The following is a 20,232-nucleotide window of genomic DNA, read 5'->3' as shown; positions in this document are numbered from 1 at the left end:
TACTACAGTCTGTCAATCATCCCCAACACTAACGCCGAAGACTGCTTCGCCGCTAATGGTAAAAACTCTTCAAAAGACATACTTGCTTTGCCATCGCCGCCATCAGAAATTGCTCGAACCACCACAAAAGGCACATTAAACGCATAGCAAACTTGTGCAATCGCTGTGGCTTCCATTTCAACCCCCGTCACATTCGGGAAGTCTGCTTTTATTTGTGCAATTTTGTCTTCACTATTAATAAAACTATCGCCAGAGCAAATTAAGCCACGTTTTACTGATTGCCCTTGCTTTTCTGCAATTTCTTGAGCGAGATCTGCTAATTTTTTATCTGATAAAAATGCCGCAGGATTAGCAGGCAATTGCCCTTTTTCATAGCCAAAAGCGGTCACATCCGCATCGTGATAGCGTGTTTCATCAGAAATCACAATATCCCCCACTTTCAAGCCTTTTGCTACCCCACCTGCAGAGCCAGTATTGATTACAAAATCTGGCTTGGCTAATTGCAATAATGCCGTCGTGCCAATTGCAGCTGCCACTTTGCCAATGCCTGATTGTAATAATACAACATCTTTACCGTTAATTTTGCCTTCAAAAATGACCGCACTTGCTACGCAAGTTTCCGTTCTCTCTGTCATTAAATTTTTTAAAATTTCCACTTCTTGCGCCATTGCGCCAACAATTCCGATTTTCATTGTTTTTGTTCCTGCTCTATTTTATTTACCAAAAAATCTAACACTGCAACGCTATAATCATCGTTATAAAGCGTACTCGCAGTGAGTACATATTTTCCCCCAATAACAACGTAAGGATAGGTAAACACACCATATTCTTCCGTCAATTCAATCGCATCTTGAATTTGTTCTTTTACGCTTTGTGAATTTTCAGTTTGAATAAATAACTGTTTATCTAGCCCTTGTTCTTCCGCCCATTGCTGAATTTTATTTGATGTAGACAATTCTGTATAACGGGATTTTTCTGAAGTTTCAAATAATAAAACATTAGATAATTCCACCGCACTTAATGCTTGCAAAGTATAAAAAATGCGTGCGCTAAACTGGCTATCGGCAGTTGCAATAGGATATTGTTCCAACACAACTTTATGTGTGCGTATTTGGCTATAAAGTTCTAAAATATCCTGCGCTGAAGAACATACTCGACAATCATAATCAAAAAAGAATTGAATCCGTATTTTTTTATCGGCTCGAGACGCTTGTTCAATAGGTTCTTGATAAGAAAAATAATCGCGCCCATCTTCAAAATAAATGGTGTCCCGTGATGGCAAGTACGGAGAATTTTGTACTGAAAATTCTTTCTGATTGACTTCTGCTAAAACAAACGACGATAAAAAAAGCAAACAAAATGCCAACAGCCCTTTTAATTTCATTCTATCACTCATCTATAGGCTCAATATAATCTACCAATAATTGTAGGCTACGATTGCCACGAAATTCGTTAATATCTAATTTATAGGCTAAACGAGCCTGTTTAATTGAAAGATCAGGATACAATCTTGTATCAATATTAAACGCAATCGCATCTAATAAAACCCCACCTTGTTTCGGTTCTAGCAACATTTTTAGATGATTTTTATTTTGCCCAATCGCACGCTGATCCAAAATTTTAAATTCGCCATCAAAGCAAGGCTCAGGAAACCCTTGTCCCCAAGTGCCTACCGATTTTATCAACTCTGCCGTTTCAAGATTAAATTCATTTGAATTCAGTTCGCCATCTGTCCAAATTATGCTTTGCATATGTTCTTCATCAAACCAATCGGCAACGGTTTGATTAAAAATATGTTGGAAATCCGCAAAATGTTCTTCGCGAATACTCAAGCCTGCCGCCATTGCGTGTCCGCCAAATTTTAAAATCATATTAGGATGTTGCGAATGAATACGCTCTAAAACATCACGCATATGTAACCCCTCAATAGAACGCGCGGAACCTTTCAAAATTCCCTCACTATCTTGTGCAAAGGCAATCACTGGACGATGATATTGATCCTTAATCCTTGATGACACAATGCCTAATACGCCTTGATGCCAATCAGGTTGATAAAGCGTAATACCATAGGGTAACTCTTTAAAAAGTGCGGTAAGATTTTGACAAATTTTTATTGCCTCAAGCTTCATACCTGCTTCAATTTCTTTACGCGTTTGATTGAGTTCGTCGAGATCTAAAGCTAATTCTCTGGCTTTTGACATTTCGTTCGCCAGCAAAAGCTCCACCCCAATCGACATATTATCTAAACGCCCTGCCGCATTTAAACGAGGCCCGATACAAAAACCGAGATCACTTGAAGTAAACTGCTCTACATTACGGTTAGCCACTTCTGCCAACGCAATAATACCAAGACGGCAGTGTCTAGCACGAATCCGCATTAAACCTTGATAAGCAAGGATACGATTATTTTGATCTAAAGGCACAACATCAGCTATAGTGCCAAGTGCCACTAGATCAAGCAAGTCAGTAAAATTAGGTTGTGTTTCTGCCGTAAAAATACCGAGTTCACGAAATTTTGCTCGTACGGCTAACATCAAATAAAATGCCACACCCACACCTGCCAAGGATTTTGAAGGGAAATGACACTGACTTAAATTAGGATTAACAATCGCATCGGCTGGCGGCAAAGTTTCGGGGGGTAAATGATGATCCGTGACTAAAACTCGAATGCCTTTTTCTTTCAAAAATGCCACACCGTCAAAAGATGAAACGCCGTTATCCACCGTCATTAAAAGCTGAACGCCCTTTTCAATTGCCATTTCAGCCACGGGAATACTCAAACCATAACCTTGTTCAAATCGATTTGGCACAAGGTAATCCACATCAGAAAAGCCAAGTTGTCTTAAAGCCAGCACACTCAATGCTGTGCTGGTTGCACCATCAGCATCAAAATCCCCAACAATCACAATTTTTTGCTGTTGTTGATAGGCTTCCACTAATAAATTTACAGCTTGCTCAATGCCATATAATTGATTTGGATTGAGCATTGATTTCAAAGTGCGGTCTAATTCTTTAGTGTTTTGAATATGACGAGCACGATAAAGGCGATCTAATAACGGATGGGTTGAAACAGAATTTCCAACTGGAATTTCACGGCGTTTGATAAGTTTTTTCACTGGATATTAATTCATACCTAAAAGCAAAAAGCTGTTGAAATCAACAGCTCTTTTATCTATACTTTTTCCTGTCGGTCAGGGCTTTTAACCCTGAATGCTGACAGGGGTTAAAAGCCCTACTGACCATTAGTCTAACTATTGTGTCAGCTAAGGATTTTAATGATGCCTAAATTATGTATTTATATCATAATTTTTGTGTTGTTAATGCTTTTAAGCTCCCCAGCATATTAAGCATACCGACTATTAAAACACAAGGGGTAGGCAACTGCCCCTTGTTTTTCATTATAAAATTATTGTGCTGTTTCTTCAAGTGCTCTTAATAAATCAGCTGGTTTTAAATAACCGCCAATAAGCTCACCAGTTGAGGTAACAATACTTGGTGTTCCTCGTACACCAAATTGAATACCTAATTCATAATGTTTTTTCACGATATTTGGCGTTTTAACTTCTTTTGGTAAATTGCCTTTTTCTGCTTCATTTAAAGCAAAAACGGGATCTTTCGCCGTCCAAATCGCTTCCATTTGTTTCGCCGTTTGATTATTCATACCTACGCGAGGGAAAGCTAAGTAACGCACAGTAATACCAAGATCGTTATATTCTTTTAATTGCTGATGTAACAAATGGCAATAATGGCAGGTAATATCCATAAATACTGTTACTACGTGTTTTTCATTTTTCGCAGGATAAACAATCATCTCATCTTTATAAGAATTAAGTTTATCCACTAAAATTTTACCTGCGACATCAATAGGGCCATTATTTGTGAGTTCATAAAGTTTACCTTCAAAAAGATATTTTCCATCTTCGCTCACATAGAGTATACCTTGATCCGTGACAGCCGTTCTAATGCCTGAAATCGGCGAAGATTTAATAGCAATATTTGATACATTAAAAGACTGTAATTTGCGTTTAATTGCCGCATCATCTGCCATTGCATTAGCCGCAGCCACGCACAAAAGTGCGGTAAAAATTTTCTTCATTTTTTGTTCCTAAATTTACTTGAGTAAGAAAGCCTAAAATTATAGAGAGATTGCTAATTTCTGCAAGGTCAAACTATCCAAAAATCAGAAAATAGCATATAATTCCACACTTTATCACACAGTGAATTTATTATGTTTGAAATCAATCCTGTAAAAAATAAAATCATCGATTTATCTGACCGCACTTCGGTGCTTCGGGGGTATCTTTGACTTTGATGCCAAAGTTGAGCGTTTAGAAGAAGTCAATGCCGAATTAGAACAACCAGATGTTTGGAATGATCCAGATAAAGCCCAAACGCTTGGTAAAGAACGGGTTTCTTTAGAACAAGTTGTAAATACCATCAAAAATTTAGAACAAGGCTTAGAAGATGTTGATGGCTTGTTAGAACTCGCCATCGAAGCAGAAGACGAAGACACCTTCAATGAAGCGGTCGCTGAATTAGATGAACTCGAACAACAACTCGAAAAATTAGAGTTCCGTCGAATGTTTAGTGGCGAACATGATGCTTGCGATTGCTATGTGGACTTACAAGCTGGCTCTGGCGGTACGGAAGCTCAAGATTGGACAGAAATGTTGCTGCGTATGTATCTTCGTTGGGCAGAAAGCAAAGGCTTTAAAACAGAACTGATGGAAGTCTCTGACGGCGATGTAGCAGGATTAAAATCAGCAACCATTAAAGTGAGCGGTGAATATGCCTTTGGTTGGTTACGAACAGAAACGGGCATTCATCGTTTAGTGCGTAAAAGTCCATTTGATTCCAATAACCGTCGTCACACATCATTCAGTGCAGCATTTGTCTATCCTGAAATTGATGACGATATTGATATTGAAATCAATCCTGCTGATTTACGTATTGATGTTTATCGTGCATCAGGGGCAGGTGGTCAGCACGTAAACAAAACTGAAAGTGCGGTGCGAATTACCCATATGCCAAGTGGCATTGTAGTGCAATGTCAAAACGACCGTTCACAGCACAAAAACAAAGATCAAGCGATGAAACAATTAAAAGCGAAATTGTATGAGCTTGAGTTACAGAAGAAAAATGCGGATAAGCAAGCAATGGAAGATAATAAATCGGACATTGGTTGGGGAAGCCAAATTCGCTCTTACGTATTAGACGATTCACGCATTAAAGATTTACGTACTGGCGTAGAAAACCGTAATACGCAAGCCGTATTAGACGGGGATTTAGATCGATTTATTGAAGCGAGTTTGAAAGCAGGCTTGTAAAAATTTCTTGCCTTCCCCTGTTTACGGGGGAAGGTGGCACGAAGCGACGGAAGGGGGCTTTCGATAATATATTTCCTTTAGTCTTCAACAGCTCCTAAAGTAAACAAAGAAAATAAAAATTTCTTATTAATTTATAAAAAAGGTAAACAATATGTCAGAACAAGAAGTTAAAGAATTAGATCTCAATGGCGAAATGCTCGTTCGTCGTGAAAAATTAGCCGCATTACGTGCAAAAGGTAATGCCTTTCCAAACAAGTTTCGTCGTGATGCGCTCGCACAAGATTTGCACAATCAATATGATGCAGAAGATGGGGAAATCTTAAAAGAGAAAGGCATTGAAGTACAAGTTGCTGGGCGTATTATGACTCGCCGTGCAATGGGTAAAGCAACTTTTATCACTATTCAAGATATGAGCGGTAAAATCCAGCTTTATGTTGCACGCGATAATTTGCCTGAAGGTGTTTATAAAGATGACGTTGGTACTTGGGATTTAGGCGACATCATTGGCGTTAAAGGCACTTTATTTAAAACAAAAACCGATGAACTCACTGTAAAAACCACTGAAGTTCAACTTTTAACTAAAGCACTTCGCCCATTACCAGATAAATTCCACGGTTTAACCGACCAAGAAGTTCGTTATCGCCAACGTTATTTAGATTTAATTTCTAACGAAGAATCTCGCCGCACTTTTATTATTCGTTCTAAAGTTGTCGCGGGTATTCGTGAATATTTCATTTCTAAAGGCTTTATGGAAGTGGAAACGCCAATGTTACAAGTTATTCCAGGCGGTGCATCTGCGCGTCCTTTCGTAACTCATCACAATGCATTAGATGTGGATATGTATTTACGTATCGCACCTGAACTTTATTTAAAACGCTTAGTAGTGGGTGGCTTTGAACGAGTATTTGAATTAAACCGTAACTTCCGTAATGAAGGGGTTTCTGTTCGTCATAATCCAGAATTTACTATGCTTGAATACTATCAAGCCTATGCAGATTACCACGATTTAATGGATAACACCGAAGAACTTCTTCGTAAATTAGCGATTGATATTCTTGGTACAACCATTGTGAAATACGGTGATTTAGAATTTGACTTCGGCAAACCATTTGAGCGTATTACATTACACGATGCAACGGTTAAATATGGTGCTGACAAAGGTATCGTAAAAGAAGATTTATATGATTTTGATCGTGCAAAAGCCACGGCTGAACGCTTAGGTATTGAAGTACAAAAATCTTGGGGTTTAGGCAGCATTGTCAATGCAATTTTTGAAGAAGTGGCTGAACATCACTTAATTCAACCAACATTCTTAATGGCTCATCCTGCGGAAATTTCGCCACTTGCACGTCGTAATGATGAAAACCCTGAAGTGACTGACCGTTTTGAATTATTCATCGGCGGACGTGAAATCGGTAATGGTTTCTCAGAATTAAATGACGCGGAAGATCAAAATGAACGTTTTGATGCACAAGTGGCTGCGAAAGAAGCGGGCGATGATGAAGCGATGTTTAAAGATGAAGACTTTGTTGTTGCACTAGAACACGGCTTACCTCCAACAGCTGGGGAAGGTTTAGGTATCGACCGTCTAGCGATGCTTTATGCAAATGCACCATCCATTCGTGATGTGATCTTGTTCCCTGCAATGCGTCAGAAATAATAAAGATACAAACAAAAGCCACCAAATGGTGGCTTTTTTATCGAAACATAAAAAAGGGAGCTAACTCCCCCCTTATTTTTTAATGATTAACCATTAATAAATTTTTCGCCTAATTCAATATCTGCATGTAAAGTCGGCAACATATTTTCTAGAGCTTGTTGTTCAAAATTGCTTAATGGGCCAATTGGTAAAATTTCTTCTACACCTTCTTTACCTAAACGAACTGGTTGAGAGAAGAAACGAGCATATTTGCCATCACCTTCAACATAAGTACATTCAACCACTGTCTCGCCACTTAATCCTTTTACTAAAGAACGAGCAAAACGTGCTGCAGCCTGTGCCATTGAAAGAGTTGCTGAACCGCCACCCGCTTTTGCATTGACCACTTCTGTACCTGCATTTTGAATACGTTTTGTTAATGGTTCGATTTCATCTTCATTCCACTCAGCATATTGAACTTGAGAAAGTAATGGAAGAATAGTCACTCCAGAGTGACCACCAATAACAGGAACGCTTGTACGAGAAACATTTAAACCTTTTAATTCAGCCACAAAGGTTTCAGAACGTAACACATCTAAAGTTGTCACACCAAATAATTTGCGTTTGTCGTAAACACCTGCTTTTTTCAACACTTCAGCCGCAATCGCAACGGTAGTATTTACTGGGTTAGTGATGATACCAACACAGGCTTTCGGGCAAGTAACCGCGACTTTTTCAATTAAACCACGCACGATACCTGCATTAATATTGAATAAATCTGAACGATCCATACCAGGTTTACGTGCAACACCAGCAGAAATTAATACAACATCCGCACCTTCAAGTGCTGGAGTTGGATCTTCACCAGAAAAACCTTTCACATTCACTGCCGTTGGAATATGGCTCACATCCACTGCAACACCTGGGGTAACAGGGGCAATATCATATAATGCTAAATCTGAGCCTGCTGGCAACTGAAGTTTTAGTAATAACGCTAATGCTTGACCAATACCACCTGCGGCACCTAATACAGCAACTTTCATAAATACTCCTTATATGTTAGTTAATTTAAAACAGACTGATTTTAAAATGTTCATCTTACAATTACAAATAGAGAAATATCATTCTATGATCTAGTTCACATTTCTGAGATAAATATTTTCTTCTCTTTGTTCTTATTCATATTTCAGTTGATGAAAGTGAATTTTTATGCAATTCTTATGCAAATTTTGACTATTGAAAAATAAAGATGACTGAGAATTTAACTCGCGCTTTTAAAGAATTACTCAACCAAGAACGCTTTGGTTCTCAAAGTGAAATTGTCGATGCCTTAAAAAAACAAGGCTTTACTGGTATTAATCAATCAAAAATATCAAGAATGCTCAGCAAATTTGGCGCGGTTCGCACCCGTAATACCAAAATGGAAATGGTCTATTGCTTACCAAATGAATTAAGTGTTCCCAATACCAGTAGTCCATTAAAAAATCTTGTCTTAGATGTTGATCACAATGCGATGTTAATCATAATAAAAACGACGCCCGGTGCTGCTCAATTAATTGCACGATTACTTGATTCCATTGGAAAATCAGAAGGCATTTTAGGTACTATCGCAGGCGATGATACTATTTTTGTCACGCCCACAAACAATAAACCTATCGACGAATTATTGCAAAATATCCAACGTTTATTTGAAAACACATTGTAATGAATATTCTATTAACGGGAGGAACAGGACTTATCGGCAAAGCACTTGTCGAACAACTCTGTTTACGCAATGAACAAGTGACGATCTTAACGCGCTCAAGTTCGCTGCACACTCTCTCAAAGCACAAAAACATCAAATTTATTACCGCACTTTCCCAACTTAATTCACAAGAACAGTTTGATGCCATCATCAATCTTGCTGGCGAGCCAATTTTTCATAAAGTTTGGTCGAAAAACCAGAAATCTATTTTACGAGAAAGTCGTTTAAGCCTCACTACTCAACTGGTTGAATTCATCAATCAGTATCAGCAACACCCTATTTTTATATCAGGTTCAGCAACAGGAATTTACGGCGATCAAGACGAACAAAAAATTACCGAAACAAGCAAAACAGCAAAAACCTTTACTGCACAATTATGCCAAGATTGGGAAAATATTGCGCAACAAGCACATGCTAGAGTTTGTTTGATTCGAACAGGCATGGTATTTTCTACAAAAGGTGGCGCACTTGCTAAAATGTTGCCTTTATACAAATGGGGACTTGGCGGTAAACTGGGCAAGGGAGAGCAATATTTCCCTTGGATTGCTTTGGAAGATATGGTAAACGGCATTTTATTTTTACTCGATCATTCAGAATGCAGAGGGGCGTTTAACTTCGCTGCCCCCAAGTCTATAAAACAGCATAAATTTAACCGCACCTTAGCTCAACTATTAAAACGTCCTGCCTTTGCAACCATTCCAAAATGGCTATTACATTTTATTCTTGGCGAGCGAGCAAATCTATTACTCGAAAGTCAAAATGTTGTACCTGAAAAATTACTTAACGCTGGATTCCAATTTCAATATGCTGATTGCGAAAACTATCTAGAAGACATCCTAAAAAACAAATAAAAAAATCACCGCACTTTTAATACGATGATTTTTATCCCTCTAAATGCCTAGCATTTATTGTTCATTGTAAATTTCAAGATTGGATGCTTGTTTTTCTCGTTTCTTCTTTGCGTTATCATTGCGTTGAGTTGCGATTTTCTCTAAATATTCAGGGCTAATATCGCCTGTAATATATTCGCCTGTGAAAACAGAACAATCAAAACCTTGAATGGCTGGGTTTTCCAATTGAACAGATTCAGTAAGTGCGGTCAGATCTTGGAAAATTAATTTATCTACGCCAATTAATTCTGCAATTTCATCAACATTTCGTCCATAAGCGATCAGTTCATCGCGACTCGGCATATCAATACCATATACATTCGGATAACGAATTTCTGGAGCAGCCGAGGCGAAGTAAATTTTCTTCGCACCAGCTGAGCGAGCCATTTCAACAATTTGCTCAGAGGTTGTGCCACGAACAATAGAATCGTCTACCAATAACACGTTTTTATCTTTAAATTCAGCTTTAATGGTATTCAATTTACGACGAACCGAACTAATACGCTGTGCTTGTCCTGGCATAATAAAGGTACGGCCAACATAGCGATTTTTCACAAATCCTTGGCGATAAGGCTTCCCTAGTACACGAGCTATTTGTAACGCAATATCTGTTGAAGTTTCAGGAACGGGAATCACCACATCAATATTATCAATTTCATCAGCCCATTCTTTTGCAATTTTTTGTCCAAGTTTTTCGCCCATGTGAACACGCGCAGCATAAACAGAGACGCCATCAATCGTTGAATCTGGGCGTGCAAAATAAACATACTCAAAAATACAAGGATTTAACACCGCACTTTCAGCACATTGTTGTGAATAAAGCTCGCCATCAAACGTCACATAAACAGCTTCGCCTGCAGCAATATCACGCACAAATTCGAAACCTACAATATCTAAAGCCACTGTTTCAGAGGCAAACATATAATCAGTTTTGCCATTTTCTTCGCGTTTACCCAGCACCAAAGGACGAATGCCAAAAGGATCACGAAACGCAACCATGCCATGCCCAATAATCATCGCTAAACAAGCATAAGCACCACGAACATCGTTATGAGTTTTACGAACGGCATAGAAAATATCTTGTGGATCGAGGTGATCTTGAGGAATGTGATCGAGATGGTTAGCGAGAATATTAAGAAGAAGTTCGGAATCTGAATTCGTGTTTACATGGCGGCGAGCTGTTTTAAAGACTTTTTCTTTTAACTCCACTGAGTTGGTTAAGTTGCCGTTATGCACCAAAGTGACACCATAGGGAGAATTCACATAAAAAGGCTGAGCCTCTGAGACGCTAGAACTCCCCGCTGTAGGATAGCGAACATGCCCCAATCCAGCATTTCCTTGCAATCGTAGCATATGTTCTTGATGGAACACATCACTGACTAAACCATTAGCTTTACGTAAGCGAAAACGGTTTTCATCATCAACCGTTACAATACCTGCCGCATCTTGTCCACGATGTTGCAAAAGGGTTAATGTTGCATAAATAGATTCATTAACCGGACTTTGGCTAACAATACCGACAATACCACACATTTTGTGTTCCTTATTGATTAAGCGTTGGAGTTAAAAAACTTGAACTCGCCTGAAGTTGTTGAAAGAACCATTCAATAATAAAACCAAAGTGCGGTATTAATTGAGATTCTTTCCACCAATCAGTTTGTTCAAAATTGGTAAAAGTATCCATAAAAAATAACAACGCAGCCACAATCAGCGCACCACGCACTAAACCGAAAGCTGCACCTAATACGCGATCAGTACCGCTTAAACCCGTCTTATCCACTAATTGACTAATCACATAATTTACTATGGCACCCACAATTAAAGTCAGAACAAACAAAATGGCGATTGCAGTTCCATTACGAACATACATTGATTCAATTTGCGTAAGATAAGCAGCAAGATAAGGATAGAACTGACTTGCTACAATAAATGCCACAACCCAGCTACCGAGTGAAAGCACTTCGCGAACAAAACCGCGTAATAAACTAACAAGAATGGAAAAAGCGATAATGCCAATAATAATGTAATCGATCATTAAAAAATCTCTCAATGAAAAACGGCCGTTTAAAACGACCGAGCTATTCTACAAAAATAAAGCCAAAAAGAAAACGTTTGCGTAAACTAAATTTCCTGCCAAAAAGCACGTTCAAATTTACTTTGAGCTTTCTTTAAGACTTCTGCTAAATGTTGGTATGTCGGTTTTTCTTGCACAAAAGGCAAGGGTTCATGTAGTTGTTTTAAGCGTTCGCAAATATCGTAAAACCATACCGCACTTTGATTTTCTAATGGCGTATTGGCACGCTTACCAAGCCAATAAAGACCTTGAAAAGGAATAAGCAAGGCAAAAAGTGCGGTCAAAATTGCAATAGAAAATGCCATCAAATCATTTTTTGCATAAAACTGCTGCCATAGAATTGCAAACACAGCAACAAAAGGCATAAATTTTTGTGCAAAACTCGTGGCTTTCATAATACGGTTTTCAGGGAAAATAATGCCTAACTTCGCCTCCAGCGGCCAAGTATTAAGATAAATTTGTCCCTGTTTTAAAATGGAAAAAAATGCCATAAAAAACACCTCAAAAATTGACCGCACTTATCATACGCTATTTTAAGTCTATTTTTAGTAAAAATAGTTTAATTTTTCAAAAAATACGATAAAGTTTGTATTTTTTCCTTACCGATGAATTTATTTTATTCATCAAAAGGTGTATTCTATGTCTGATTTTTCAAACCATCTTAGATGATGGATTTCTATTAACCTCAATCAAATATAGGGTTCCTATGTCAAAACTTGTTCTTATCCTTAACTGTGGTAGTTCTTCACTCAAATTTGCAATTCTTGATCCAGCAACAGGGGAAGAAAAATTATCTGGCTTAGCCGAAGCATTTTTCTTACCAGAAGCACGTATCAAATGGAAACTCAATGGAGAGAAAGGTAACGCAGATTTAGGCGCAGGTGCAGCGCATACTGAAGCGCTTAATTTTATCGCATCTAACATTCTGAATGATGAGCTTAAAAATTCTATCGCGGCAATTGGTCATCGTATCGTTCACGGTGGCGAAAAATACACTCAATCTGTCATCGTAACAGATGAAGTTGTTAAAGGAATTGAAGATGCTGCACAATTTGCGCCACTTCACAACCCTGCTCACTTAATTGGTATTCGCGAAGCATTCAAGGCATTCCCACACTTAAAAGATAAAAACGTGGTAGTTTTTGATACAGCATTCCACCAAACTATGCCTGAAGAAGCCTTCCTTTATGCCCTTCCATACTCTTTATATAAAGAACACGGCGTACGTCGCTATGGTGCACACGGCACAAGTCACTACTTCGTTTCTCGTGAAGTCGCTGAATATGTAGGCAAACCTGCAGATCAAGTAAATGCTATTATTTGTCACTTAGGTAATGGTGGTTCTGTTTCTGTTGTGCGTAACGGTCAATGTATTGATACTTCAATGGGCTTAACTCCGCTAGAAGGTTTAGTAATGGGTACGCGTTGTGGCGATATTGACCCCGCAATCGTATTCTACCTATACAAAACACTAGGTATGTCTATGGATCAAATCGAAGAGACTTTAGTGAAAAAATCGGGTCTTTTAGGTTTAACTGAAGTAACAAGCGACTGCCGTTATGCTGAAGATAACTACGATGATGAATCTAAACCAGAAACAAGACGTGCTTTAAATGTTTATAGCTATCGTTTAGCGAAATACATTGGTGCTTATATGGCTGTGTTGGGCGATGATCACTTAGATGCAATTGCATTCACTGGTGGTATTGGCGAAAACTCAGCGCACGTTCGTGAATTAGCCTTAAATCACTTAAAATTATTCGGCATTAAAATCGATAACGAACGAAATCTTGCCACACGTTTTGGTAAAGATGGTGTAATCACCACTGATGATTCCGCATTTAAAGCAATTGTTCTTCCAACTAACGAAGAATTGGTTATCGCACAAGATACCGCAAAACTTTGTTTCTAATTTAACAACAAGCTGCCGAATTTTTCGGCAGTTTTTATTTATAAAATATACATATTAAGGTTTAACTATGTCTCGCACGATTATTCTTATCCCTGTAAGTACAGGCGTGGGTTTAACTAGCATTAGTCTTGGATTAATCCACTCTCTCGAACAAAAAGGCACAAAAGTTGCTTTTATGAAACCAGTTTCTCAACCAAGCACTGGCGAAGATAAATTGGATCGCACAACTTCTATTATTCGCACTAGCACTAGCCTTGAAACTGCCGAACCTTTTATGTTAAGCGTGGCAGAATCATTAATTGGTCAAAATCAGTCTGACGTATTGTTAGAAAAAATTGTAGCTAACCACCAACAATTAACCAAAAATAATGACATCGTTGTAGTTGAAGGCTTAATACCCACAAGAAAACACGGTTACGCAAACAGTATCAACTATGAAATTGCACAAGCATTAGATGCGGAAATCGTATTAGTTGCAGCACCTGCAACTGAAACGCCAACCGAATTAAAAGATCGCGTAGAAGCTGCAGCCTCTCTATTTGGTGGTAAAAACAATCCAAATCTTTTAGGTGTTGTTGTAAACAAATTCAATGCACCTGTTGATGAATCAGGTCGTACTCGTCCAGATCTTGCTGAAATTTTTGATTCATTCCAACACAATCATATTAGCGAAACAGAAGTAAACAAGTTATTTGCAGGTAGTGCCATCAAGTTATTAGCTTGTGTGCCTTGGAATGCAAATTTAATCGCGACACGAGCAATTGACTTAGTCAAACATTTAGGTGCATCAATCATTAATGAAGGAGAAATCAATCGCCGTATCCGTGGCATCACTTTCTGTGCAAGAAGTTTATCAAATATGATAGAACATTTCCGCGCAGGTAGCTTATTGGTTGCCTCTGCTGACCGTCCTGATGTAATTGTTGCTGCTTCACTTGCTGCTGCAAACGGTATTGAAATCGGCGGTATTCTATTAACAGGCGGCTACAAAATTGATGCTCAAATTAATAAACTTTGCCGTCCAACTTTTGAAAAAGCGAAATTACCGATCTTCCGTATTGAAGGCAATACTTGGCAAACTGCATTAAGTTTACAAAGTTTTAATCTTGAAGTGCCTGTTGATGACAAAGAACGTATTGAAAATATTAAACAATACATTAGCCAACACTTTAATGCTGACTTTATCAATAATTTAGTTGCAGATTCCAGCCGTTTACCTCGCTTATCCCCACCTGCATTCCGTTTCCAATTAACTGAACTTGCTCGTGCGGCGAAAAAACGTATTGTGCTTCCTGAAGGCGATGAACCTCGTACAATCAAAGCAGCCGTACTTTGTGCAGAACGTGGCATTGCGGAATGTGTGCTTTTAGCAGATCCTGCATCCGTTCAACGAGTTGCAGAAGCACAAGGTGTTAAATTAGGTAAAGGTATTACAATCATCAACCCTGCTGACGTTCGTGAAAACTATGTTGATCGTTTAGTTGAATTACGTAAAGCAAAAGGTATGACCGAAACTGCGGCTCGTGAGCAATTAGAAGACACTGTGGTACTTGGCACAATGATGCTAGAAGCAAATGAGGTAGATGGTTTAGTATCTGGCGCTGTCCACACCACTGCAAACACCATTCGACCACCAATGCAAATCATCAAAACTGCACCGGGTAGTTCGATTGTTTCTTCTATCTTCTTTATGCTATTACCAGATCAAGTGCTTGTTTATGGTGACTGTGCGGTAAACCCAGATCCAACTGCAGAACAACTTGCTGAAATTGCAATTCAATCTGCGGATTCTGCGAAAGCATTTGGTATTGATCCAAAAGTCGCGATGATTTCTTACTCAACAGGTACATCTGGTAGCGGTGCTGATGTAGAAAAAGTGAAAGAAGCAACTCGTATTGCGAAAGAAAAACGCCCTGATTTATTAATCGATGGCCCATTACAATACGATGCGGCTGTGATGGAAGATGTGGCTCGCTCTAAAGCACCAAATTCACCAGTAGCAGGTAAAGCAACAGTATTCGTATTCCCTGACTTAAATACTGGTAACACTACTTACAAAGCAGTACAACGTTCTGCAGATTTAGTGTCTATTGGCCCAATGCTTCAAGGTATGCGCAAACCAGTCAATGACTTATCTCGTGGTGCCTTAGTTGATGATATTGTGTACACAATTGCCTTAACCGCAATTCAAGCGACACAATAGTTCAAGTAAAAATATAAAAGAAAATACCGCACTTTGCCCCAGGCAGTAAAAGTGCGGTATTTTTTTATAACGTTTTTTTACAAATCAACCAAAATCAAAATTGCGGCTTCACCGCCCCACTCCCTTGGTGCTTGATGTAATGCCCGCACTTTAGGATGTTGTACTAGCCAACGTGGAATTTGTTTTTTCAATGTAAAGGTGCCATAGCCCGTCATAATGTTGGCACAATCTACATGCTCATTTTCACAAGCCAGTAAAAGTGCGGCTAATTCTTGCTTAGCTTGTTCACGGGTTAAACCGTGTAAATCTAAAAACAATTCTGGCGAAAAATCTCCACGACGAAGTTGTTTTAATAAATGGGAATCTTCCCCATCACGTAAATATTTCACAACACCATCATTGTCATTCAGTAATGGCTCATATTCATCAGAAAAATAGAACAATGTATCTTCTTTAACTCGTAATTCTTTCAATTCTATTTTTTTCTGATCACGTTTTTGGCGGGGGGCAACAAAAGTATCTTGTTTAATTGGCTTAACGCCTTTGGTTTCCGCTCGGAATAAATCAAATTCGTCTTGCATTTTTTTCTCATTAATTTCAAATTTTGCGTATCATATCATAGTTCTACATTCTCATCTGTGGTATAACTACGCCAAATTTTCATACCTAATTTTATACTAACTTTTCTACTCACTTTTATGGAGAAATGCGATGGAAACCTCACATAACCAAGAATTAGTTGCAACTATCTTGGAAGATAATGTTGCAAACGAACTGCAAACCATCCAAGATTTTCTGCGTTGGACGTATAGCATTCTCAATCGATCTGATGTTTACTTCGGGCAAGGGCACGATAATCCTTGGGATGAAAGCCTGCAACTCGTTTTAAGTAGCTTACATTTACCCATTGATTTACCTACCGAATTATTTAACAGTCGATTAACCCCATCTGAAAAAGAAACCTTAGTTCAACTTGTATTAACCCGAATCGAACAACGTGTACCTGTGGCATATTTAACAAATAGCGCTTGGTTCTGCGGTCACGAATTTTATGTCGATGAACGAACCATTATTCCACGTTCTCCAATTAGTGCTTTAATTCAAGATCGATTTGAAGATTTAATTTCACAAGAACCAAATCATATTCTCGATCTATGCACAGGCAGCGGTTGTATTGCCATTACTTGTGCTTATGCTTTCCCGAATGCGGAAGTAGATGCGGTAGATTTATCGGTTGATGCACTTAATGTCGCGGAGATCAATATTTCACGCCATCAATTAGAGCATCGCGTATTCCCGATTCAATCAAACTTATTTGAAAATATTTTGGGACAAAAATACGATCTTATCGTGACCAATCCACCTTATGTGGATGAAGAAGATCTCGCCGATATGCCAGAAGAATTCCATTTTGAACCAGAGTTAGCCTTAGGTTCTGGCAGTGATGGCTTAAACATTACCAAACAAATTTTAAAACAAGCTCCAGATTACTTAACCGAAAATGGCGTGTTAGTGTGTGAAGTGGGTAATAGTATGATTAGCTTAATTGAGCAATATCCAGATGTACCATTTAAATGGGTAGAACTTAAAAATGGCGGACTAGGCGTATTTGCTATTCAGCGTAAAGATTTAGTGAAATATCACGATCTGTTTTAATCTTTCAAGTGCGGTTAAAATTCTTATTAAATTTCAACCGCACTTCATTTATACATTGTTATCTTGTTTCCAATTCAATGCCTTCAAATAATTTTTTCACTGAATTGTTATCACGCAAACGCTCGGCTTTTTCTACGACACTACGAGTTAAGTGCGGTGAAAAATATTCCATGAAATCGTACATATAATTACGTAAGAACGTGCTATGTTTAAATGCAATATTCGTCATACTCGGGCGGAACAAATGGCTTGCATCAATTAGCACAAGATCCGTATCTAATGCCGTATGTGCCATAGATGCCATAATGCCCACCCCTAAACCCAAGCGCACATAAGTTTTAATAACATCAGCATCGGTAGCCGTAAAAACTATATTTGGTAAAATGCCTGCACTATTAAATGCGTAATCTAAATCAGAAACACCCGTAAAACCAAACGTGTAAGTCACAAGTGGGTATTTGCCTAATTCCTCAATGGTCAGTTCTTTCACTTTGGCAAGCGGATGTTCTGGCGAAATAATCACGGCACGATTCCACCAATAGCATGGAATCTGAACTAAATCATCAAATAAATAAGGTGCTTCAGTGGTAATTGCCAAATCCACTTCACCTGACATTAAAGCATCGTGAATTTGTGTTGGCGAACCTTGATGAATATGCAAGCTCACATCAGGATATTTTTTAGAAAAACGTTCAATCACGCTTGGCAGCATATAACGTGCCTGAGTATTTGTCGTCGCAATACGTAATACACCGTGATTTGGCCGAGTATATTCATCGGCAACGGCACGGATACCTTGCGCTTTAACAAGTAACTCGCGTGCAATTGAGATAATCTTTTTCCCTGCTGGTGTAATTGATTTTATATGTTTGCCATGACGCTCAAAAATTTCTAGACCTAATTCATCTTCTAATAGGCGAACTTGTTTACTGATACCCGGCTGTGATGTGTAAAGTGCATTTGCCGCTTCTGTGACATTCAAATTTTGGTTTACAATCTCAACGATATAACGCAATTGATGCATTTTCATAAAAAAGTCCTTATTTTTTATAACGTTTGTTCATCTCCGAATAACGTTTTACCGCTTTACGAATTTGCCCAGATTTTGGACGACGACTAGCCTGTTTTACATCTAATTTCGTTTCAGTCTCAGCAGGTAATCCCACCAATTCACGTAAATAATTGACGTTTTCAAGATCCATTTCTTCCCAGCCACCACGAGGCAAACCTTTCATCAGTTTGATATTTCCGTAACGAATACGAATCAAGCGGCTAACTTGAATCCCTTGGGATTCCCACAAACGACGAACCTCACGGTTACGTCCTTCCATCAAGGTTACGTCATACCATTGGTTAATACCCACACCGCCTGTAAATTTAATTTCTTTAAAATTAGCAGGACCATCTTCAAGCTGAACGCCTTTACGTAAACGCACTAACATCGCATCATCAACTTGACCAAATACACGCACAGAATATTCACGTTCAACTTCACGGCTTGGGTGCATTAAACGATTTGCTAATTCGCCATCAGTGGTAAAAAGCAATAAACCCGATGTATTAATATCTAAACGCCCCACCGCAATCCAACGAGAGCCTGTTAAACGCGGCAAACGATCAAACACGGTCGCACGCCCTTCTGGGTCGCTACGTGTACAGAGTTCGCCTTCAGGTTTGTAATACATTAATACACGGCAAATTTCTTTTTGTGCGTGGCTAAGATTAATGATTTGACCATCAATACGCACTTTCACACCAGAATGTACGTCAATACGATCGCCCAAAGTCGCAATTTTACCCTCTACGCTCACTCTGCCTGCGGCAATCATCGTTTCAATTTCACGACGAGAGCCTTGTCCAGCACGCGCTAAAACTTTCTGTAATTTTTCGCCCTCTGCTTTCGGTTGATTCGAGGCTCTTACAACAGGTTTCGCTTTTGGCTTCGCTAAAAATTTGTTATCAGAATTAACCGCACTTTTTTTCGTATTTGCTGTTTCTATGCGAGCAGTACGAGATACTGAACGTCTGTCATTTTTAGCTGAAAAATCACGTTTCTTTGCTGAATCTTTGGAAAAGTGCGGTTGTCTTTGAGTTTGTTTTTGACTAAGTTTCATTGTTTTCCTTGAATAATGGAAAGGTCGCTTTCACAAGCGTCTATAAGTTAAATAAAAGGAGCAGTACTTCCACTTCCTTCGCGCAAAATCACTGGCGATTCTTCCGTTAAATCTACCACTGTTGTAGGCTCTTGCCCTAAATATCCACCATGAATAATTAAATCGATTTGGTGCTCCAAACGATCTCGAATTTCCTCAGGATCAGATTGTGTGGTATGTTCTTCACCTGGCAACATTAACGAACAAGATAAAATCGGCTCGCCTAAGGCTGAAAGCAAATCTAAAGCAATTTTATTATCTGGTACGCGTAAACCAATGGTTTTACGTTTTGATGTCATTAAACGGCGAGGTAATTCTTTCGTTGCTGTAAGAATAAAAGTATAACGCCCTGGCGTATTATTTTTAATCAAACGATAAGCGGTATTATTTACCCTTGCATAAGTTGAAAGTTCCGACAAATCGCTACACACCAAGGTAAAATTATGTCCTTCAGGCAATTTACGAATTGCTACAATGCGATCCATTGCGTGTTTATCGCCCATCATACAGCCCAAGGCATATCCCGAATCCGTTGGATACACAATCACACCGCCTTTTTGTAAAATCTCTACGGCTTGATTAATCAAGCGCACTTGTGGATTTTCAGGGTGGATATAGAAAAATTGGCTCATGT

The 20,232-nt window shown here is 38.8% G+C and carries 19 protein-coding genes; 7 read left to right on the top strand and 12 right to left on the bottom strand.

The window, feature by feature from the left end; all coding sequences use genetic code 11:
• Window positions 1-2: 2 nt before the first annotated feature.
• From DV356_RS02590 to dsbC, 4 genes are all read right to left on the bottom strand, one after another.
• Window positions 3-692 (bottom strand): 5'-methylthioadenosine/adenosylhomocysteine nucleosidase, encoded by a 690-nt coding sequence (locus DV356_RS02590; protein WP_071163254.1) that lies wholly within the window; start codon window positions 690-692, stop codon window positions 3-5.
• Window positions 689-1,384 (bottom strand): thiol:disulfide interchange protein DsbA/DsbL, encoded by a 696-nt coding sequence (locus DV356_RS02585; protein ID WP_112101957.1) that lies wholly within the window; start codon window positions 1,382-1,384, stop codon window positions 689-691. Before DV356_RS02585 ends, DV356_RS02590 begins: the two co-directional genes overlap by 4 nt.
• A 4-nt stretch (window positions 1,385-1,388) precedes the next feature.
• The gene (recJ, locus tag DV356_RS02580) at window positions 1,389-3,116 is read right to left on the bottom strand and encodes a single-stranded-DNA-specific exonuclease RecJ (protein WP_118806478.1); all 1,728 of its coding nucleotides are present in this window, start codon (window positions 3,114-3,116) and stop codon (window positions 1,389-1,391) included.
• Window positions 3,117-3,406: 290 nt separating this feature from the next.
• Window positions 3,407-4,096 (bottom strand): bifunctional protein-disulfide isomerase/oxidoreductase DsbC, encoded by a 690-nt coding sequence (dsbC, locus tag DV356_RS02575; protein ID WP_111691854.1) that lies wholly within the window; start codon window positions 4,094-4,096, stop codon window positions 3,407-3,409.
• A 132-nt stretch (window positions 4,097-4,228) separates the two neighbouring features.
• Between dsbC and prfB the strand changes: the two genes are divergently transcribed.
• Window positions 4,229-5,327, top strand: a protein-coding gene (gene prfB, locus DV356_RS02570) for a peptide chain release factor 2 (RefSeq protein WP_105182830.1) whose coding sequence is annotated in 2 segments (ribosomal slippage) — window positions 4,229-4,303 and window positions 4,305-5,327 — 1,098 coding nt in all. Because the reading frame shifts where the segments join, the coding sequence is not laid out codon by codon here.
• A 151-nt stretch (window positions 5,328-5,478) separates the two neighbouring features.
• Window positions 5,479-6,987 carry a lysine--tRNA ligase gene (lysS, locus tag DV356_RS02565; RefSeq protein WP_118806477.1) on the top strand — a complete coding sequence of 503 codons (1,509 nt, stop codon included), beginning with the start codon at window positions 5,479-5,481 and terminating at the stop codon, window positions 6,985-6,987.
• Between the two features lie 86 nt (window positions 6,988-7,073).
• Here lysS and mdh read toward each other — a convergent pair whose 3' ends face one another.
• Window positions 7,074-8,009, bottom strand: a complete 936-nt coding sequence (mdh, locus tag DV356_RS02560; RefSeq protein ID WP_105897835.1) for a malate dehydrogenase — start codon at window positions 8,007-8,009, stop codon at window positions 7,074-7,076.
• A gap of 206 nt (window positions 8,010-8,215) precedes the next feature.
• Here mdh and argR point away from each other — a divergent pair, with 206 nt between their 5' ends.
• Together argR and DV356_RS02550 are read left to right on the top strand one after the other, a co-directional pair.
• The gene (argR, locus tag DV356_RS02555; RefSeq protein WP_005667370.1) at window positions 8,216-8,671 is read left to right on the top strand and encodes a transcriptional regulator ArgR; all 456 of its coding nucleotides are present in this window, start codon (window positions 8,216-8,218) and stop codon (window positions 8,669-8,671) included.
• Window positions 8,671-9,561 carry a TIGR01777 family oxidoreductase gene (locus tag DV356_RS02550; RefSeq protein WP_112102271.1) on the top strand — a complete coding sequence of 297 codons (891 nt, stop codon included), beginning with the start codon at window positions 8,671-8,673 and terminating at the stop codon, window positions 9,559-9,561. Before argR ends, DV356_RS02550 begins: the two co-directional genes overlap by 1 nt.
• Window positions 9,562-9,615: 54 nt before the next feature.
• Here the strand turns inward: DV356_RS02550 and purF are convergent, their stop codons facing one another.
• The 3 genes from purF to yfbV form a co-directional block, all read right to left on the bottom strand.
• Window positions 9,616-11,133 (bottom strand): amidophosphoribosyltransferase, encoded by a 1,518-nt coding sequence (gene purF / locus DV356_RS02545; RefSeq protein ID WP_118806476.1) that lies wholly within the window; start codon window positions 11,131-11,133, stop codon window positions 9,616-9,618.
• Between the two features lie 10 nt (window positions 11,134-11,143).
• Complete coding sequence (locus tag DV356_RS02540; protein ID WP_105875504.1) at window positions 11,144-11,635, bottom strand: CvpA family protein; 492 nt, start codon at window positions 11,633-11,635, stop codon at window positions 11,144-11,146.
• Window positions 11,636-11,721: 86 nt separating this feature from the next.
• Window positions 11,722-12,165: a terminus macrodomain insulation protein YfbV gene (gene yfbV / locus DV356_RS02535; protein WP_005663782.1), complete on the bottom strand. Its 444-nt coding sequence runs from the start codon at window positions 12,163-12,165 to the stop codon at window positions 11,722-11,724.
• A gap of 215 nt (window positions 12,166-12,380) precedes the next feature.
• Between yfbV and DV356_RS02530 the strand changes: the two genes are divergently transcribed.
• Together DV356_RS02530 and pta are read left to right on the top strand one after the other, a co-directional pair.
• Complete coding sequence (locus DV356_RS02530) at window positions 12,381-13,586, top strand: acetate kinase (RefSeq protein WP_032824104.1); 1,206 nt, start codon at window positions 12,381-12,383, stop codon at window positions 13,584-13,586.
• A gap of 67 nt (window positions 13,587-13,653) precedes the next feature.
• Window positions 13,654-15,789 carry a phosphate acetyltransferase gene (gene pta, locus DV356_RS02525; RefSeq protein ID WP_005657124.1) on the top strand — a complete coding sequence of 712 codons (2,136 nt, stop codon included), beginning with the start codon at window positions 13,654-13,656 and terminating at the stop codon, window positions 15,787-15,789.
• A 77-nt stretch (window positions 15,790-15,866) separates the two neighbouring features.
• Here pta and smrB read toward each other — a convergent pair whose 3' ends face one another.
• A complete protein-coding gene (gene smrB, locus DV356_RS02520) occupies window positions 15,867-16,370 on the bottom strand; it encodes an endonuclease SmrB (protein WP_118806475.1) in 504 nt (167 codons plus the stop codon).
• 130 nt (window positions 16,371-16,500) lie between these two features.
• On the opposite strand from smrB, the gene prmB reads away from it, so the two are divergent.
• Window positions 16,501-17,445: a 50S ribosomal protein L3 N(5)-glutamine methyltransferase gene (gene prmB / locus DV356_RS02515; protein WP_118806474.1), complete on the top strand. Its 945-nt coding sequence runs from the start codon at window positions 16,501-16,503 to the stop codon at window positions 17,443-17,445.
• A 58-nt stretch (window positions 17,446-17,503) separates the two neighbouring features.
• On the opposite strand, the gene cysB is transcribed toward prmB, so the two are convergent.
• The 3 genes from cysB to DV356_RS02500 are packed head-to-tail and all read right to left on the bottom strand — an operon-like array spanning window position 17,504 to window position 20,230.
• Complete coding sequence (gene cysB / locus DV356_RS02510) at window positions 17,504-18,475, bottom strand: HTH-type transcriptional regulator CysB (RefSeq protein ID WP_118806473.1); 972 nt, start codon at window positions 18,473-18,475, stop codon at window positions 17,504-17,506.
• 10 nt (window positions 18,476-18,485) lie between these two features.
• A complete protein-coding gene (gene rluB, locus DV356_RS02505) occupies window positions 18,486-19,559 on the bottom strand; it encodes a 23S rRNA pseudouridine(2605) synthase RluB (protein ID WP_116945838.1) in 1,074 nt (357 codons plus the stop codon).
• A gap of 47 nt (window positions 19,560-19,606) precedes the next feature.
• Window positions 19,607-20,230, bottom strand: a complete 624-nt coding sequence (locus DV356_RS02500; protein ID WP_005657132.1) for an L-threonylcarbamoyladenylate synthase — start codon at window positions 20,228-20,230, stop codon at window positions 19,607-19,609.
• Window positions 20,231-20,232 lie beyond the last annotated feature (2 nt).

The organism is Haemophilus influenzae (assembly GCF_003494325.1).
GTDB lineage: Bacteria > Pseudomonadota > Gammaproteobacteria > Enterobacterales > Pasteurellaceae > Haemophilus > Haemophilus influenzae_I.
This window is presented reverse-complemented; position numbering and strand designations above follow the sequence as displayed.

Coding starts and splice junctions, on each gene's coding strand:
- DV356_RS02590 (WP_071163254.1), bottom strand. CDS start 692: ATGAAAATCGGAATTGTTGGCGCAATGGCGCAAGAAGTGGAAATTTTA.
- DV356_RS02585 (WP_112101957.1), bottom strand. CDS start 1,384: ATGAAATTAAAAGGGCTGTTGGCATTTTGTTTGCTTTTTTTATCGTCG.
- dsbC (WP_111691854.1), bottom strand. CDS start 4,096: ATGAAGAAAATTTTTACCGCACTTTTGTGCGTGGCTGCGGCTAATGCA.
- lysS (WP_118806477.1), top strand. CDS start 5,479: ATGTCAGAACAAGAAGTTAAAGAATTAGATCTCAATGGCGAAATGCTC.
- mdh (WP_105897835.1), bottom strand. CDS start 8,009: ATGAAAGTTGCTGTATTAGGTGCCGCAGGTGGTATTGGTCAAGCATTA.
- argR (WP_005667370.1), top strand. CDS start 8,216: ATGACTGAGAATTTAACTCGCGCTTTTAAAGAATTACTCAACCAAGAA.
- DV356_RS02550 (WP_112102271.1), top strand. CDS start 8,671: ATGAATATTCTATTAACGGGAGGAACAGGACTTATCGGCAAAGCACTT.
- purF (WP_118806476.1), bottom strand. CDS start 11,133: ATGTGTGGTATTGTCGGTATTGTTAGCCAAAGTCCGGTTAATGAATCT.
- DV356_RS02540 (WP_105875504.1), bottom strand. CDS start 11,635: ATGATCGATTACATTATTATTGGCATTATCGCTTTTTCCATTCTTGTT.
- yfbV (WP_005663782.1), bottom strand. CDS start 12,165: ATGGCATTTTTTTCCATTTTAAAACAGGGACAAATTTATCTTAATACT.
- DV356_RS02530 (WP_032824104.1), top strand. CDS start 12,381: ATGTCAAAACTTGTTCTTATCCTTAACTGTGGTAGTTCTTCACTCAAA.
- pta (WP_005657124.1), top strand. CDS start 13,654: ATGTCTCGCACGATTATTCTTATCCCTGTAAGTACAGGCGTGGGTTTA.
- smrB (WP_118806475.1), bottom strand. CDS start 16,370: ATGCAAGACGAATTTGATTTATTCCGAGCGGAAACCAAAGGCGTTAAG.
- prmB (WP_118806474.1), top strand. CDS start 16,501: ATGGAAACCTCACATAACCAAGAATTAGTTGCAACTATCTTGGAAGAT.
- cysB (WP_118806473.1), bottom strand. CDS start 18,475: ATGAAAATGCATCAATTGCGTTATATCGTTGAGATTGTAAACCAAAAT.
- rluB (WP_116945838.1), bottom strand. CDS start 19,559: ATGAAACTTAGTCAAAAACAAACTCAAAGACAACCGCACTTTTCCAAA.
- DV356_RS02500 (WP_005657132.1), bottom strand. CDS start 20,230: ATGAGCCAATTTTTCTATATCCACCCTGAAAATCCACAAGTGCGCTTG.